12 protein-coding genes are annotated in these 16,494 nt (G+C 41.3%); 7 read left to right on the top strand and 5 right to left on the bottom strand.

Annotated features, from left to right (window positions below; genetic code table 11):
• Positions 1–8 precede the first annotated feature (8 nt).
• Together I2I13_RS06440 and dnaA are read left to right on the top strand one after the other, a co-directional pair.
• Entirely contained in the window at positions 9–902 is an 894-nt protein-coding gene (locus I2I13_RS06440; protein WP_074638127.1) for an MlaD family protein, read from the top strand.
• Between the two features lie 350 nt (positions 903–1,252).
• Complete coding sequence (gene dnaA / locus I2I13_RS06445) at positions 1,253–2,665, top strand: chromosomal replication initiator protein DnaA (RefSeq protein ID WP_074638126.1); 1,413 nt, start codon at positions 1,253–1,255, stop codon at positions 2,663–2,665.
• Between the two features lie 93 nt (positions 2,666–2,758).
• On the opposite strand, the gene I2I13_RS06450 is transcribed toward dnaA, so the two are convergent.
• Positions 2,759–3,499, bottom strand: coding sequence for an NADPH-dependent oxidoreductase (locus I2I13_RS06450; protein WP_074559158.1), 741 nt, complete (start codon positions 3,497–3,499; stop codon positions 2,759–2,761).
• Positions 3,500–3,783: 284 nt separating this feature from the next.
• Between I2I13_RS06450 and I2I13_RS06455 the strand changes: the two genes are divergently transcribed.
• The 4 genes from I2I13_RS06455 (at position 3,784) to folB (ending at position 10,623) form a co-directional block, all read left to right on the top strand.
• On the top strand, positions 3,784–6,327 hold the full coding sequence (locus tag I2I13_RS06455) for an adenosylcobalamin-dependent ribonucleoside-diphosphate reductase (RefSeq protein ID WP_074559132.1): 2,544 nt from the start codon (positions 3,784–3,786) through the stop codon (positions 6,325–6,327).
• A gap of 131 nt (positions 6,328–6,458) precedes the next feature.
• On the top strand, positions 6,459–9,140 hold the full coding sequence (locus tag I2I13_RS06460) for a 4-alpha-glucanotransferase (protein ID WP_195649133.1): 2,682 nt from the start codon (positions 6,459–6,461) through the stop codon (positions 9,138–9,140).
• A 75-nt stretch (positions 9,141–9,215) separates the two neighbouring features.
• The gene (locus tag I2I13_RS06465) at positions 9,216–10,268 is read left to right on the top strand and encodes an acyltransferase family protein (RefSeq protein WP_074559134.1); all 1,053 of its coding nucleotides are present in this window, start codon (positions 9,216–9,218) and stop codon (positions 10,266–10,268) included.
• Entirely contained in the window at positions 10,252–10,623 is a 372-nt protein-coding gene (gene folB / locus I2I13_RS06470) for a dihydroneopterin aldolase (protein WP_148365219.1), read from the top strand. The genes I2I13_RS06465 and folB overlap by 17 nt, the downstream gene beginning before the upstream one ends.
• A 133-nt stretch (positions 10,624–10,756) precedes the next feature.
• Here folB and I2I13_RS06475 read toward each other — a convergent pair whose 3' ends face one another.
• From I2I13_RS06475 to mtaB, 4 genes are read right to left on the bottom strand one after another with little or no spacing between them, the layout of a single operon-like run.
• Positions 10,757–11,281 (bottom strand): methylglyoxal synthase, encoded by a 525-nt coding sequence (locus I2I13_RS06475; RefSeq protein ID WP_074559136.1) that lies wholly within the window; start codon positions 11,279–11,281, stop codon positions 10,757–10,759.
• A gap of 3 nt (positions 11,282–11,284) precedes the next feature.
• Positions 11,285–12,313, bottom strand: a complete 1,029-nt coding sequence (locus tag I2I13_RS06480) for a glycosyltransferase family 2 protein (protein WP_074638124.1) — start codon at positions 12,311–12,313, stop codon at positions 11,285–11,287.
• Positions 12,310–13,233, bottom strand: a complete 924-nt coding sequence (locus I2I13_RS06485) for a lysophospholipid acyltransferase family protein (RefSeq protein ID WP_074559138.1) — start codon at positions 13,231–13,233, stop codon at positions 12,310–12,312. Before I2I13_RS06485 ends, I2I13_RS06480 begins: the two co-directional genes overlap by 4 nt.
• Before the next feature lie 2 nt (positions 13,234–13,235).
• Complete coding sequence (gene mtaB, locus I2I13_RS06490) at positions 13,236–14,555, bottom strand: tRNA (N(6)-L-threonylcarbamoyladenosine(37)-C(2))-methylthiotransferase MtaB (RefSeq protein WP_148365221.1); 1,320 nt, start codon at positions 14,553–14,555, stop codon at positions 13,236–13,238.
• A 110-nt stretch (positions 14,556–14,665) separates the two neighbouring features.
• Between mtaB and I2I13_RS06495 the strand changes: the two genes are divergently transcribed.
• Positions 14,666–16,339 (top strand): long-chain fatty acid--CoA ligase, encoded by a 1,674-nt coding sequence (locus I2I13_RS06495; protein WP_074638121.1) that lies wholly within the window; start codon positions 14,666–14,668, stop codon positions 16,337–16,339.
• The last annotated feature ends 155 nt before the right edge of the window (positions 16,340–16,494 follow it).

A 16,494-nucleotide genomic window follows, 5' to 3' on the forward strand; every position in this document is an offset into this window, starting at 1 on the left:
AAGATAAAATGAAGTACATTACAAAAGAAGTCAGAATAGGTATTGCAGGTATCGTTGCACTATGTGTGCTTATATATGGAATCAACTGGCTGAAAGGTATACACATGTTTCAGCCTTCCAGCTATTTCTATGCCAAATTTGAAAACGTAAACGGACTCACTAAATCAAGCCCGGTATTTGCCGACGGTGTCCGTGTAGGTATTGTACGTGACATCTATTATGATTATGTCAAACCCGGAAATGTGATTGTTGAAGTAGAACTGGACACCGAGCTGCGAATTCCTAAAGGAAGTACCGCCGAACTCGTATCCGAACTTATGGGAGGCGTACGTATGAATATTCTCCTGGCAAACAACCCACGTGAAAAATATGCCATAGGAGATACCATTCCCGGCACACTAAACAACGGAATGATGGAAAGCGCAGCACAACTGATACCGAAAGTGGAAGAGATGCTGCCTAAGCTGGACTCTATCCTCATCTCCCTGAACAATATCTTAGGTGACAAAAGCATTCCTGCTACACTGCACTCAATAGAAAAAACAACCGCCAACCTGGCAGTAGTCAGTTCACAGGTGAAAGGACTAATGAGCAACGATATTCCCCAACTCACAAGTAAACTGAATACCATCGGAGACAACTTTGTGGTCATCAGCGGAAATTTGAAAGAGATAGATTATGCAGCCACTTTCAAAAAAATAGACGAAACACTGGCTAACGTAAAAATACTTACAGAAAAATTAAACAGCAAAGATAACACGCTCGGGCTGCTCTTCAACGACCCGACTTTATACAATAATCTGAACGCTACAACAGAAAATGCAGCCAGCTTATTAGAGGACCTGAAAGAGCATCCGAAACGATACGTTCACTTCTCATTATTCGGTAAGAAAGATAAGTAGCAAATTCTTGTTATATAGATTTTATCTAAATAACAAGGAGCTTTCAAAAGAAAGTAGATTGCTCTTCAAATGTCTATCTATAAACCGAAATAATATTCCCGTACAAACGTACAAAGATGAGAAAATTGCTAATTTCAAGCACGTAAAACATTAATATACAAATACTTATAAAATTGCAAGAGAGGGTAAGCAGACTGCGTCCGACAACAAATACATAAGTCATTGAAAGTAAACACATTATTGTTCGCATGAAAAAAACAAGAAAAAATAGATTTGTTTTTTCCGAATAAGATTCCCAATTTTGCAAACGTAGAAGTTTTGCTTAATTAATAAATGTATTAAAAGTTACTATGATTGAATCAAATCATGTCGTACTTTGGAACCGCTGTCTCGACGTAATTAAAGACAATGTTCCTGAGACGACATATAATACTTGGTTTGCCCCTATTGTTCCGTTGAAATATGAGGACAAAACTTTGATCTTACAGATCCCGAGCCAGTTTTTCTATGAAATTCTGGAAGAGAGATTCGTAGATCTAATACGCAAGACATTATATAAGGTCATTGGCGAAGGCACCAAGTTGATGTACAACGTCATGGTGGACAAGACTTCGATTCCAAATCAAACCGTGAATCTCGAAGCAAGCAATCGTTCTACAGCTGTTACCCCTAAAAGTATAATCGGAGGAAACAAAGCTCCCAGTTTCTTACAGGCTCCTGCCGTTCAAGATCTGGACCCGCATTTGAATCCCAATTATAATTTTGAGAACTTCATTGAAGGATACAGCAATAAACTTTCAAGAAGTGTAGCAGAAGCTGTAGCGCAAAAACCGGGAGGGACCGCTTTCAACCCGTTATTCCTTTATGGAGCATCCGGAGTGGGAAAGACACACCTGGCAAACGCAATAGGCACAAAAATCAAAGAAATTTATCCAGAGAAAAGAGTATTGTACGTTTCGGCACATTTGTTCCAGGTACAATATACGGATTCTGTACGAAATAACACGACCAACGACTTTATTAATTTTTATCAGACGATCGATGTATTAATCATTGACGATATTCAGGAGTTTGCCGGTGTCACCAAGACTCAAAACAATTTCTTCCATATCTTCAATCATTTACATCAGAATGGTAAACAGCTCATATTGACTTCGGACCGTGCTCCCGTATTATTGCAGGGTATCGAAGAACGCCTCCTGACCCGTTTCAAATGGGGTATGGTAGCCGAGCTGGAAAAGCCGACCGTAGAACTTCGCAAAAATATTCTACGCAACAAGATACACCGTGACGGGTTACAATTTCCGGCAGAAGTGATTGACTATATTGCTGAGAATGTGAATGAAAGTGTACGTGATCTGGAAGGTATCGTCATCGCTATCATGGCCCGTTCTACTATTTTCAATAAGGAAATAGACCTGGATTTAGCACAACACATTGTACATGGCGTGGTTCACAATGAAACGAAAGCTGTCACTATTGATGATATTCTCAAAGTGGTATGCAAACATTTCGACCTGGAGCCGTCTGCCATACATACAAAATCCAGAAAAAGAGAAGTCGTTCAAGCACGACAGATCGCCATGTATCTAGCTAAAAACCACACAGACTTTTCAACTTCTAAAATAGGTAAGTTCATCGGTAACAAAGACCATGCAACAGTACTTCACGCCTGCAAAACCGTAAAAGGACAATTGGAGGTAGACAAGAGCTTTCATGCAGAAGTACAGGAAATAGAGTCGTTACTGAAGAAGAGAAACTGAAATTAAGTATAAAGTATTAAGTATTACCTTGGTGCGAAACCGCATAATAAAGCTTGTCCGCATGGATAATACTTAATACTTTATACTTAATACTTAAAAGAATCCTTGCCGGCGAAGTACTTTCAATAGATTTTCGGACATAAATTCGTTATCTTTCTTAGTGTAACGCACGTCCGTAAAGACTTGAGCCAATGTTTCTTTTTCATTTTCTTCGATAAACTGCTTGTTTTCCGGCAATGATTCTTTGTAGGCGTAAAGTTTATCTATTTTTTCCGGTGTATAGTCGTGATATTTTTCATCGTGCACGGCAGCTTCCAAAGGCAAGCGGTCTACTTGTGCGGGAATACCATCCGGATAGCCTACCGTTATTGTGGTGAGAGGGAATACCAGTTCGGGAAGCTGGAGAGTATCGATAATCATTTGAGGATTATAAGTAGTAGTCCCCAAATAACAAATGCCGAGTCCTACTTCTTCCGCCAGTGTACAGAAAGTCTGAGCAACGAGCAAAGTATCCATGGAGGCATTCATAAAAGACATTAAATTATCATAGCCCGGCACAGCTTTCCGCTGTTCACACCATTTACTGAAACGACGAAAATCAGCACAAAAAGTCAATACGACCGGTGCATTTTTTACCATAGGCTGATTGAAATGAGCAGGCGAGAGTTTCTCCTTCATTTCTGCATCACGAGTCACAATTACACTATAAAGTTGCATTCCCCCCATCGTAGAAGCACGAAAAGAGGTTTCGAGCAAATCATTTAACAAACCAGGATTTATATCTTTAGGCAGATATTTCCGAATAGTTCTTCTGTTCTTTACGGTTTCAAACATATCTTTTTTTTGCAAAGATATAAAAAGAAAAAAATATTCTACCACACTAGCAGAATAGAATAGTTTTCTTTTTGGAGAACTTTAACCTTTGAACAAAAAACACTTTCAACTGTTTATCAAATACTTAGCATAAACAAATGGAAAACTTGCAACCTGTTAATAAATTATTTCATTTTTATTTTGATAGATGAAAAAACATTCTTAGCTTTGCGGCTACATTTGTTAACGATAAGTAAACTTCTACATATTACTTATTAAAAACGAGATTTAACACAAATTGAATCGTGGAAAAACAAATTTATTCTTACGACGAAGCCTATGAAGAATCTTTACGATATTTTCAAGGCGACGAGCTTGCTGCAAGGGTTTGGGTAAACAAATACGCAGTAAAGGATTCTTTCGGTAATATCTATGAAAAATCCCCGGAAGACATGCATTGGAGAATTGCAAATGAAGTGGCACGCGTAGAATCAAAGTATCCGAATGCGTTGACAGCAAAAGAACTGTATGATTTATTAGATCACTTCAAGTACATCGTCCCCCAAGGTAGCCCGATGACAGGAATCGGTAACGACTATCAGGTTGCTTCACTATCCAATTGCTTTGTTATCGGAGTGGATGGCGCAGCCGACTCTTACGGTGCTATTATCAAAATCGACGAAGAACAGGTGCAACTGATGAAAAGACGCGGTGGTGTAGGTCACGATTTATCACACATCCGTCCGAAAGGCTCTCCCGTTAAAAACTCGGCACTGACTTCCACCGGCCTTGTTCCATTTATGGAGCGTTATTCGAATTCTACTCGTGAGGTAGCTCAAGACGGACGTCGTGGTGCACTGATGTTGAGTGTATCCATCAAACATCCGGATTCCGAAGCATTTATTGACGCCAAGATGACTGAAGGCAAAGTAACCGGAGCCAATGTTTCTGTCAAGCTGGACGATGCTTTCATGCAAGCTGCCGTAGATGAAAAGCCGTATGTACAGCAATATCCTATTGACTCTGCCAACCCGACATTTACCAAAGAAATCAACGCTTCTACCTTGTGGAAGAAAATCGTTCATAATGCATGGAAATCGGCAGAACCGGGAGTTTTATTCTGGGATACGATTATCCGTGAGTCCGTGCCTGATTGCTATGCAGATCTGGGTTACAGAACTGTATCTACCAACCCATGCGGAGAAATTCCTCTATGTCCTTACGATTCATGCCGTCTATTGGCTATCAATCTATATTCCTATGTAGTGAATCCGTTCAAACCGGATGCTTATTTTGATTTTGACCTGTTCCAGAAACACGTGGCTCTTGCTCAACGTATCATGGATGATATCATCGACCTCGAACTCGAGAAAATCGAACGTATCATGACCAAGATTGACGAAGATCCGGAAAATGAAGAAGTAAAACATGCAGAACGCACACTTTGGGAGAAAATCTACAAGAAGAGTGGACAAGGTCGCCGTACTGGTGTAGGTATCACTGCAGAAGGTGATATGCTTGCTGCATTGGGATTGCGTTACGGAACGGAAGAAGCGACAGAATTCTCTGAAAAAGTACACAAGACAGTAGCTCTCGGCGCATACCGTTCTTCAGTGGAAATGGCCAAAGAACGTGGTGCTTTCGAAATATACAATAGCGAACGTGAACAGAATAATCCGTTCATCCAACGCCTGGCAGCAGCTGACCCGAAACTGTATGAGGACATGAAGAAATACGGTCGCCGTAACATTGCCTGCCTGACAATTGCTCCAACCGGAACTACCAGTTTGATGACACAGACAACTTCCGGTATCGAACCTGTATTCCTGCCTGTTTACAAACGCAGAAGAAAGGTTAATCCGAACGATACGAATGTACATGTAGATTTTGTAGACGAAACAGGAGATGCATTCGAAGAATATATCGTATTCCATCACAAGTTTGTGACCTGGATGGAAGCTAACGGATACGATCCGGCCAAACGCTATTCCCAAGAAGAAATTGATGAACTGGTTGCTAAATCTCCTTATTACAAAGCAACTTCCAACGATGTCGACTGGTTGATGAAGGTGAAGATGCAGGGAAGAATCCAGAAATGGGTAGACCACTCCATCAGCGTAACAATCAATCTACCGAATGATGTAGACGAGGATTTAGTAAACCGTTTGTATGTAGAAGCATGGAAATCCGGCTGTAAAGGCTGTACCGTATATCGCGACGGTTCACGCTCCGGAGTTTTGATTTCCACTAAATCAAATAAGGAAAAGAAAGAAGACCTTCCTCCTTGCAAACCGCCTACGGTTGTAGAGGTACGTCCGAGAATATTGGAAGCAGATGTTGTCCGTTTCCAGAACAACAAAGAAAAATGGGTGGCTTTTGTCGGATTATTAGATGGACACCCTTATGAAATATTCACAGGTTTGCAAGATGATGATGAAGGTATCTTGCTACCTAAGAGTGTGACTTGCGGACGTATCATCAAAAATGTAGATGAAGACGGTACCAAACGTTACGACTTCCAATTCGAGAACAAACGCGGATATAAGACGACCATTGAAGGATTGTCAGAGAAGTTCAACAAAGAATATTGGAACTATGCTAAATTGATTTCTGGTGTGCTTCGCTACCGGATGCCGATTGAACAGGTTATCAAACTGGTTGGCTCTCTCCAATTAAACAGTGAAAGTATCAACACTTGGAAAAACGGTGTGGAACGTGCATTGAAGAAGTATATTCAAGATGGAACAGAAGCCAAAGGTAAGAAATGCCCGAACTGCGGTAATGAGACATTGGTTTATCAGGAAGGCTGTCTGATTTGTACAACTTGCGGTGCTTCCAGGTGTGGATAATAGTCCTACGTATGTTAATTAATATATAAACAAAAGATTAAAAGGAGTCCAATGCGGCTCCTTTTAATCTTTATTCAAAAAAATGTCTTATACTTGCAGTGTCTTATATGTACAATTAAAATCTAATATATATGATTCTATCATTTAATATTGAATACCGTACCAACTGGGGAGAAGAAGTAAGAATTTCCGGCTTATTTCCGGAATCAATTCCTTTACACACCACCGATGGTATCTATTGGACGGCAAAAGTTGAGCTTGAAATCCCCCATGAAGGGATGGCTATCAATTATAACTATCAGATAGAACAAAACGGAATAGTTATCCGCAAGGAATGGGACAGTTTTCCAAGATCTATTTTCCTATCAGGCACTTCCAAGAAGATATACAGAATCAATGATTGCTGGAAAAACATTCCGGAACAGTCGTACCTTTATAGTTCAGCTTTTACAGAAGCTTTACTGGCACATCCCGAGAGAGAAAGTATCCCGCAAAGTTATAAGAAGGGCCTGGTAATCAAAGCCTATGCTCCACATATCAATAAAGATTATTGTCTGGCGATTTGTGGTAACCAGAAATCATTAGGCCACTGGGACCCGGAGAAAGCGGTTCTAATGAGTGACGTCCATTTTCCGGAGTGGCAGATAGAATTAGATGCCAGCAAACTAAAATACCCGCTGGAATATAAATTCATCCTCTACAACAAACAAGAAAAGAAAGCGGACTGCTGGGAAAAGAACCCCAACCGTTATCTGGCAGACCCGGAACTGAAGACAAACGAAACGCTCGTGATCTCCGACCGGTATGCCTATTTCGACATTCCCGCCTGGAAAGGTGCGGGAATCGCCATACCTGTATTCTCCTTAAAATCAGAGAAAAGTTTTGGAGTAGGTGATTTTGGTGACTTGAGACGTATGATCGACTGGGCAGTAATCACCCATCAGAAAGTTATTCAGATTTTACCGGTCAATGACACCACCATGACTCACGCATGGACCGACTCTTACCCCTATAACAGCATTTCCATTTATGCCTTCCACCCAATGTATGCGGATATCAAGCAAATGGGAACTCTGAAAGACAAAGAAGCCGCATCGAAATTCAACAAAAAGCAAAAAGAACTGAACAGTCTGCCTGCCATTGACTACGAAGCAGTCAATCAGACTAAATGGGAGTTTTTCAACTTACTATTCCGACAGGAAGGAAAAAAAGTCTTAGCTTCCAAAGGTTTCAAAGACTTCTTTGAAGCCAACAAAGAATGGTTGCAACCCTATGCAGTCTTCAGTTATCTGCGCGACGCCTACAAAACACCCAATTTCCGTAAATGGCCACGACACTCTGTTTATAATGCGGAAGATATAGAAAAAATGTGCCAGCCGGAAACTGTAGACTATCCTCATATCTCATTGTATTACTATATTCAGTATCACCTGCACCTGCAATTACTGTCTGCAACCGAATATGCCCGCCAACACGGTGTTGTATTAAAAGGAGATATTCCAATCGGTATCAGCCGCAACAGTGTAGAAGCCTGGACAGAACCTCATTACTTCAATCTCAACGGACAAGCAGGTGCTCCACCCGATGATTTCTCCATCAACGGGCAAAACTGGGGATTTCCTACATATAACTGGGATGTCATGGAAAAAGACGGCTACCGCTGGTGGATGAAACGTTTTCAGAAAATGGCGGAATACTTCGATGCCTACCGGATCGATCATATCCTCGGTTTTTTCCGTATCTGGGAAATACCGATGCACGCCGTACACGGATTGTTAGGTCAGTTTGATCCTTCTCTCCCCATGAGTCGGGAAGAAATCGAAAGTTATGGCCTCACGTTCCGGGATGAATACCTGCTCCCATCTATTCATGAATCTTTCCTTGGACAGTTGTTCGGCCCCCATACCAACTTGGTAAAACAAGACTTTCTCCAATTAGTTGACGACTCCGGTACCTATCGGATGAAACCGGGATTTGAGACGCAAAGGGAAGTAGAACAATTCTTTGCCGGCAAAAATGATGAAGATAGTATCTGGATTCGGGAAGGGCTTTATTCATTAATCAGCAACGTTTTATTTGTTGCGGACAAAAAAGAGGAAGGGAAATACCACCCTCGAATCGGCGTACAACGAGATTTCGTATTCCGATTGCTAAACGAAGAGGAGAAGAATGCTTTTAACAAACTATACGACCAGTATTATTACCACCGACACAATGAGTTCTGGTTTCAACAGGCCATGAAGAAATTGCCCCAGCTGACACAATCCACCCGTATGTTGGTTTGTGGAGAAGATCTGGGGATGATTCCTGCTTGTGTATCATCAGTGATGAATGATCTCCGTATTCTCAGTTTGGAAATTCAGCGGATGCCTAAAAACCCAATGTATGAATTCGGGCATTTGAATGAGTATCCATACCGGTCTGTCTGCACAATCTCCACCCACGATATGTCTACCTTGCGTGGCTGGTGGGAAGAAGATTATCAACAGACCCAACGTTACTATAATGCAACGTTAGGACACTACGGTACTGCACCAACCACTGCTACTCCCGAGTTGTGCGAGGAAATTGTACGCAATCATCTCAACAGTAATTCTATTCTCTGCATCTTGTCTTTCCAAGATTGGTTATCAATAGACGAGAAGTGGAGAAATCCGAATGTGGCGGAAGAACGGATTAATATTCCATCAAATCCACGAAATTATTGGCGATACCGGATGCACCTCACATTGGAACAGTTGATGAAAGCAAAAACACTCAATGATAAGATTTGTGAACTGATAAAAAATACAGGAAGAGATCCGAATAAATAAGATAAAAGGCACTAACTCTTTTTATTCCAATTTATGAAGTATCTTTGCGCCGAAAAGTGAAATTGAAAAGAGATAATGGAAGGCAACCAAAGCAGACGTATTGATTTCGTGGACTTAACCAAAGGAGTCTGCATCATCCTTGTAGTAATAGCGCACGTTGGAGGAGCCTTCGAACAGCTGGATACCAATTCCATGCTCTCCTGTTTTCGCATGCCGCTTTATTTCTTTATCTCCGGAGTATTTTTCAAATCATACGAAGGCTTGTTCGGATTTATCCTACGGAAAATAAACAAGTTGATTATCCCTTTTCTTTTCTTCTATCTAAGCGCATTTCTAATGAAATATATCGTTTGGAAAATAGCACCCGGGGTATTTCAACTGCCTGTATCATGGAATGAGCTCTTGGTAGTGTTTCATGGACATGACCTTATCAAGTTCAATCCTCCGATTTGGTTTCTACTTGCACTATTCAACTGCAATATCCTGTTTTATCTGATCCACTTTCTGCGTGAGAAACACCTGCCTATCATGTTTGCTGTCACACTCCTGATTGGTTGCACAGGATTTTATCTCGGAAAGTTACAGATAGAGTTGCCTTTGTATATAGATGTTTCCATGACCGCCCTCCCTTTCTATGTAGCCGGTTTCTGGATTCGGCGGTATAACTTTTTTCTGTATCCCAGTCATCGTTTCGACAAGTTGATCCCGGTTTTCGTTCTATTGGCACTGGTAGTCATGTACTTTACCGCTACCACATTGGGTATGCGCACCAACAACTATACGGGAAATATTTTTCAAGTATATATCGCTGCATTTGCAGGAATATTTATGATTATGTTACTTTGCAAAAAAGTAAAGGAAATAAAGGTTATTTCTTACTTAGGGCGATATTCGATCATCACCTTAAGTATTCATGGACCGATACTTCATTTTTTAGGTCCATTGGTCAGCCGTTATATTCACAATAGTTGGGCACAGGCAAGTGTACTTTTGCTTATAACACTAAGTATCTGCATTCTGCTCACCCCCGTCTTTCTAAAAGTGATTCCACAAATGGTTGCACAGAAAGACCTGTTAAAAGTCAAACAAGATCACACTAAAAAGACAATATATGAAGATAAACAGTAGCTATATTCTTTTGAAAGAAATTCGTTGTTACGCCTATCATGGAGTTGCACCGCAAGAAAATCTGATCGGAAATGAATATATCATTGACCTGAAACTGAAAGTGGATATCAGCAAAGCTACCCGGACAGACGAAGTTACCGACACCGTCAACTACGCCGAAGTACATCAGGTGATAAAAAATGAAATGGCTATTCCCTCAAAATTGCTGGAACACGTGAGCGGACGGATTATACAAAAACTCTTTGCCCAATTCCCCTGTATTGAAGAAATAGAACTCCGGCTTTCCAAACGGAATCCACCGATGGGAGCAGATATAGAGTCCGCAGGAATTGAGCTACACTGCAGCAAGAAATAAGATATCACATTGTTGGTAATGAAACATAAATAACGAAATGCAGATAATACGATATTAATAAAGTAATCCGTATCATCTGCATTCCTTTTTTAAGCAAAATCTGCTCCTATTTTCACAGCCGTAAACTACCGGCTTATTTTCTCTTCTTTTTTCTTCTATTTACTGATTCAACAGCTTCCGTCACCACAGGTTTATCCTGGAAACGCTTTGTATAGCCGGAATAGTCCGGATGAATGCGCTCGTAGTCAGGATCCATAAATAACGGACTGGAAATAATATGATCCGCCGTAGAACGATTACAGCAAAAAACAATATTTTCTACACCAGCCAAGCGGGTTAATGCTTTCACATCCGTATCATGCGGTTGCAGTGTCATAGGGTCAGTGAAGAAAAACAGATAGTCAATCTGTCCATCCACAATACGTGATCCCATCTGTTGGTCACCACCCAGCGGACCTGATTTTAAAATCGTAAAATCCCATTCTTCATCAGGGTGCTTCTCTTTCAATGCTTCCAATATCAAAGTACCGGTAGTACCTGTACAATAGAATTTATTTCCCATCAACAGTTCCGAATTCCACAATACCCATTCGATGAGATCTTTTTTCATCGCATCATGCGCTACCAGCCCGATGCCTCTTCTAACCTTTGCTTCCATTTGCTATCCTTTTAAATCCGACAATTGAGAGAATCTTTTGCATCCTCTCACATAAAACTGCCACAAGATACTACTTTTTGTCCGTTCAGGTATCGGATTCAAAGTTTTTTTTCTCATATTCTTTTCACGGGATAAAGAAAATGAAGGACGTAGCTGTTGGTACTCTTTTCGTGCACGCATGACAGCACGAGCATTGTCCCAATGCCCTTGCAACAAGAAGTTAAACACTGCCACATAATCGAGACAGGCCCGGATACGCATCACTTTATTTAACTCCTCCTGTGGAAGATTCTTATAGAGCATGACAAGATTATTACGGAAATTAAGAAAAGTCTTATGAGGATTCTCTTTTTTAAGAGTAGCTCCCCCCACATGATAGACAACACTTTGAGGCACACAAACAATCTCACGTCCTCGCGAACGAAGTCGCCAGCACAAATCTATTTCCTCCATATGTGCAAAAAAACGTCCATCCAATCCTCCGGCATTCATATAATCAGCGCGTCGGATAAACAGGGCTGCTCCCGTCGCCCAGAAAACAGGAATCACTGTATCGTACTGACCTTCATCCTTCTCCACAACGCCCATTATACGCCCCCGACAAAAAGGATAACCATATTTATCAATAAAACCACCGGCTGCCCCGGCATATTCGAAATATTCTTTTTGTCGCTGGCTCCGTATCTTCGGCTGACAGGCAGCCACCTCCGGGTGAGCATCCAGATAAGCAACCATTGGTTCCAGCCAATGCTCCGTCACCTCGACATCCGAATTCAAAAGCACTACATATTCTGCATCTACCTGCTGTAATGCCAAATTGTATCCGTCTGCAAAACCATAATTCTGATCGAGCACAATCGTCTTAACAGAAGGAAATTCCTGTTGAAGCAAAGTCACAGAATCGTCTGTAGAGCCATTATCAGCCACACAAACCTCCATCCCCTCTCCTTCCGAATAGCGGACAACAGACGGAAGAAAAGTACGGAGCATATCACATCCGTTCCAATTCAAGATTACAACTGAAACTTTCATTGCTGTTCTTTCTTCTTGTTCAATTCTTCCTGTTGTTCAGCTTCCTCTCTGGTTAATTTCCAGCGTTTATGAGACCACAACCAGTATGCCGGTTCTCTACGAATTGTCTGCTCCAATCGGTGAGCAAACATTTCAGTGATTTCTCCTTCCTTGGTTTCTTTCGGCGTCTCCGTCATTAGTTTGAATTCCGCTTCACAATATCCTCTACGTCTCTTACTAAGTTCGCAATAGAAAACAGGGAAATTCATCATTTTAGCAATACGCTCGGCACCATTCAGAAAAGCAGTCTCCTGCCCTAAAAAAGTAGTCCAATATCTATCAAATCCGCTGGGCCATTGGTCGGTAATCAGACCGACTACCATCTTTTTTCCATCACGCTTCAACTTAATAATTTCACGTGCAGTAGAATGTTTGGGAATATTATATCCTCCGAAACGAGAGCGGATACGCTTAAAAAGTTTATCCAGATATTGATCTCTCAACGGTTTATAAACCTGCACGGGAACATCTCCGGGTTTCATGATCGCACCCATGCCAATCAACCATTCATAATTGGCATAATGAGGAATCATCACAATAATGCCTCCGTACTTTTCTGTCAGTTCCAGATATTGTTCCGTATTCTTATAAATCATTCTCACACAAAGCTCTTCGGCAGACATATGCAACAATTTCAAATCCTCAAGCATATAATCCGACAGATAGCGATAGAATTTGCGTTCAATCTGCAATCTCTCGGCATCAGTTTTTTCCGGAAATGATCTCAACAGGTTCCCCCGAACTACTTTCCGGCGATATTTTCCAATATGATACATCAGCAGATAATTCAAATCCGAGAACATATACAAAACCCGGAACGGAAGTGCCGAAAACAACCACATCCCACTATATACCAACCAGTAGATAAGTTTCGATCCCATACTTATATCAGAATTGTACCTTTAAGTGCTGTCATCTCTTCATTAAAATCTCCCAAACGTACATTGACCACCCTATTATCCAGCGAATCATCGCTTTCCACCTCTACACGTATATAGTTCTCCGTAAATCCATGCATCGGAGCACCTGCCTTCGATTTTTCCATCAGCACCGGCATTGTCTGCCCAATATGACGAGCATAAAAGGCCTGCGTTTTTTGATCCGACAGTGTCAATAAACGTTGACTACGCTGATGTTTCTCTTCCGGGGAAACCACATATTCTATTTTTAGGGCCTGCGTTCCGGGACGTTCGGAATAACTAAACACATGCAACTGGGTCACATTCAAACTCTCAATAAACTGATAAGCTTGTTGGAAGTACTCCGGCGTTTCTCCACGGGTTCCCACAATCACATCCACACCGATAAAAGCATCCGGCATCACCTCTTTGATCTTCTTCACTTTGGAAGCAAAAAGAGCTGTGTCATAACGGCGGCGCATTAATTGCAAAACCTCATCACAACCGGACTGCAAAGGGATATGGAAATGAGGCATAAAACTACGGGAGTGAGACACAAATTCAATGATCTCATCGGTCAACAGATTTGGTTCTATAGAAGATATCCGATAACGTTCGATTCCCTCTACCTGATCCAGCGCTTTTACCAAATCAAAGAAACTCTCCCCTGTTGTTTTACCAAAATCTCCAATATTCACTCCGGTCAGAACAATCTCTTTTCCTCCTTCGGCAGCTGCTTGACGGGCCTGTTCAACCATGGAAGCAATAGTCCCGTTACGACTTCGCCCCCGGGCAAAAGGAATCGTGCAATAAGAACAAAAGTAATCACATCCATCCTGCACCTTCAAAAAGAAACGGGTACGGTCTCCCCGTGAACACGAGGGAGCAAAAGAACGGATATCTTTGGTCGCCGTAGTGATAGCTTCTCCTTTTTCATGCTTTTGGAGGTCACCTAGATATTGAAGCAATTCTCCCTTCTGTTCAGCTCCCAACACTACGTCCACTCCATCTATCTTTGCCACATCGCCGGGCTTCAATTGCGCATAACATCCGGTCACTACCACAAAAGCACCTGGGTGTTGTTTTACCAGACGATGAATCGCTTGCCGGCATTTCTTATCCGCCATCTCCGTCACCGAACAGGTATTTACCACACAGATATCTGCTTTCTCTCCTTTACGCGCAGTCCGGACTCCTGCCTCACGCAGAATTTTACCGATAGTTGAAGTCTCTGAAAAATTTAATTTGCAGCCTAAAGTATAATAAACGGCTGTCTTATTTTGAAATACAGTGGTATCTATCATAAGCTGTTATAAACACATTAACTTTGCAAAGTTACACATTATTATTAGTAAAACGCTTTTGGATACGAAAGTTTATTCCTATTTTTGCACAATTCACTAAAAAACGTGCAATGATTAAAGAGAATTTCATTAAACTATACGAAAATAGTTTTCGTGAAAATTGGGATCTACCTTGTTACGCCGATTATGGAGAAGATACCCAATATACTTATGGGGAGGTAGCTGAAAAAATCGCCCGTTTACATCTGTTATTCAAACACTGTAGCCTCCGCAGAGGGGATAAGATTTCAGTTATCGGCAAAAACAATGCTCACTGGTGCATCGCCTATATGGCAACTATCACGTATGGAGCAATCATTGTCCCCATCCTTCAAGACTTTACGCCCAACGATGTTCATCATATCGTCAATCATTCCGAATCTGTATTTCTGTTCACCAGTGACAGCATCTGGGACAATCTGGAAGAGGAAAAACTAACGGGACTGCGAGGCGTATTCTCACTGACCGATTTCCGGTGTCTTTATCAGCGTGACGGAGAAACCATACAGAAGTTTCTGAAAAACACCGATAAAGAAATGCATTCTTTGTATCCGAAAGGATTTGCCCGTGAAGATGTTCAATATACCACTTTATCCAATGACAAAGTGATGCTATTAAACTATACTTCCGGAACCACCGGTTTCAGTAAAGGAGTGATGCTGACAGGGAACAATCTGGCAGGAAATGTTACCTTCGGTATCCGCACCGAACTTCTTAAAAAGGGAGACAAGGTACTCTCTTTCCTCCCACTCGCTCATGCATACGGCTGTGCGTTCGACTTTCTGACAGCAACTGCTGTCGGCACCCATGTCACTTTGCTTGGAAAAACTCCTTCTCCCAAGATTATAATGAAGGCTTTTGAGGAAGTGAAACCCAACCTTATTATTACTGTCCCGCTAGTGATCGAAAAGATATATAAGAATATCATCCAACCACTCATTAATAAAAAAGGCATGAAGTGGGCACTCAATATTCCGCTGCTCGACACACAGATCTACAACCAGATACGCAAAAGACTGATTGATGCACTGGGAGGCCGGTTTAAGGAAATCATTATCGGTGGCGCCGCTATGGATAAAGAAGTAGAAGAATTCTTCTACAAAATTAAATTCCCTTTTACTATCGGTTACGGTATGACGGAATGTGGACCGCTAATCAGCTATGCCCCTTGGGATGAATTTGTACAAGGCTCTTCCGGAAAGATTCTGGATATAATGGAAGCACGTATCTATAAGGAAAACCCTGAAGCAGAAACCGGAGAAATCCAAGTCCGGGGAGAAAACGTGATGGTAGGATATTACAAGAACCAGGAAGCAACAGAGGAAGTGTTCACACAAGACGGCTGGCTACGTACAGGTGACCTCGGTAACATGGACAACAGCGGGAATATTTTCATCCGGGGACGGCTCAAGACCATGATCTTAAGTTCAAACGGACAGAACATCTTCCCCGAAGAGTTGGAAACAAAACTGAATAACCTACCTTTCATTCTTGAAAGTCTCGTTATCGAACGCAACAAAAAATTAGTAGCACTCGTTTATGCCGATTATGAAGCGTTGGATTCTCTCGGATTAAACAATCCGGATAACCTGAAAACAATCATGGATGAAAATCTTAAGAATCTGAACAGCAATGTAGCCGCTTATGAAAAAATCAGCAGAATCCAACTTTATCCTACGGAATTTGAAAAAACTCCCAAAAGAAGCATAAAAAGATACCTATATAACAGTATTGCTGTCGATTAGCATGTTTTTAAACATACGAAAGTGGGGAAAAAGTGGCTAGTTACAAAAAAATATATAAAAAAAGTTGGTGTTTCGAGAACAACATATTGAAAAAGTACATACCTTTGCAACGTTTTAATAAAGCAATTGATTGTATTACGTTTTTAAAAAGCAAA

This window comes from Bacteroides sp. D55t1_190419_B8 (assembly GCF_015558905.1).
Lineage (GTDB): Bacteria > Bacteroidota > Bacteroidia > Bacteroidales > Bacteroidaceae > Bacteroides > Bacteroides vicugnae.

Excerpts from the sequence above, each read along its gene's own strand:
- I2I13_RS06465 (WP_074559134.1), top strand. The coding sequence starts at position 9,216 with ATGGAAGGCAACCAAAGCAGACGTATTGATTTCGTGGACTTAACCAAA.
- I2I13_RS06485 (WP_074559138.1), bottom strand. The coding sequence starts at position 13,233 with ATGGGATCGAAACTTATCTACTGGTTGGTATATAGTGGGATGTGGTTG.
- folB (WP_148365219.1), top strand. The coding sequence starts at position 10,252 with ATGAAGATAAACAGTAGCTATATTCTTTTGAAAGAAATTCGTTGTTAC.
- I2I13_RS06495 (WP_074638121.1), top strand. The coding sequence starts at position 14,666 with ATGATTAAAGAGAATTTCATTAAACTATACGAAAATAGTTTTCGTGAA.
- I2I13_RS06475 (WP_074559136.1), bottom strand. The coding sequence starts at position 11,281 with ATGGAAGCAAAGGTTAGAAGAGGCATCGGGCTGGTAGCGCATGATGCG.
- I2I13_RS06450 (WP_074559158.1), bottom strand. The coding sequence starts at position 3,499 with ATGTTTGAAACCGTAAAGAACAGAAGAACTATTCGGAAATATCTGCCT.
- I2I13_RS06440 (WP_074638127.1), top strand. The coding sequence starts at position 9 with ATGAAGTACATTACAAAAGAAGTCAGAATAGGTATTGCAGGTATCGTT.
- I2I13_RS06460 (WP_195649133.1), top strand. The coding sequence starts at position 6,459 with ATGATTCTATCATTTAATATTGAATACCGTACCAACTGGGGAGAAGAA.
- dnaA (WP_074638126.1), top strand. The coding sequence starts at position 1,253 with ATGATTGAATCAAATCATGTCGTACTTTGGAACCGCTGTCTCGACGTA.
- mtaB (WP_148365221.1), bottom strand. The coding sequence starts at position 14,555 with ATGATAGATACCACTGTATTTCAAAATAAGACAGCCGTTTATTATACT.
- I2I13_RS06480 (WP_074638124.1), bottom strand. The coding sequence starts at position 12,313 with ATGAAAGTTTCAGTTGTAATCTTGAATTGGAACGGATGTGATATGCTC.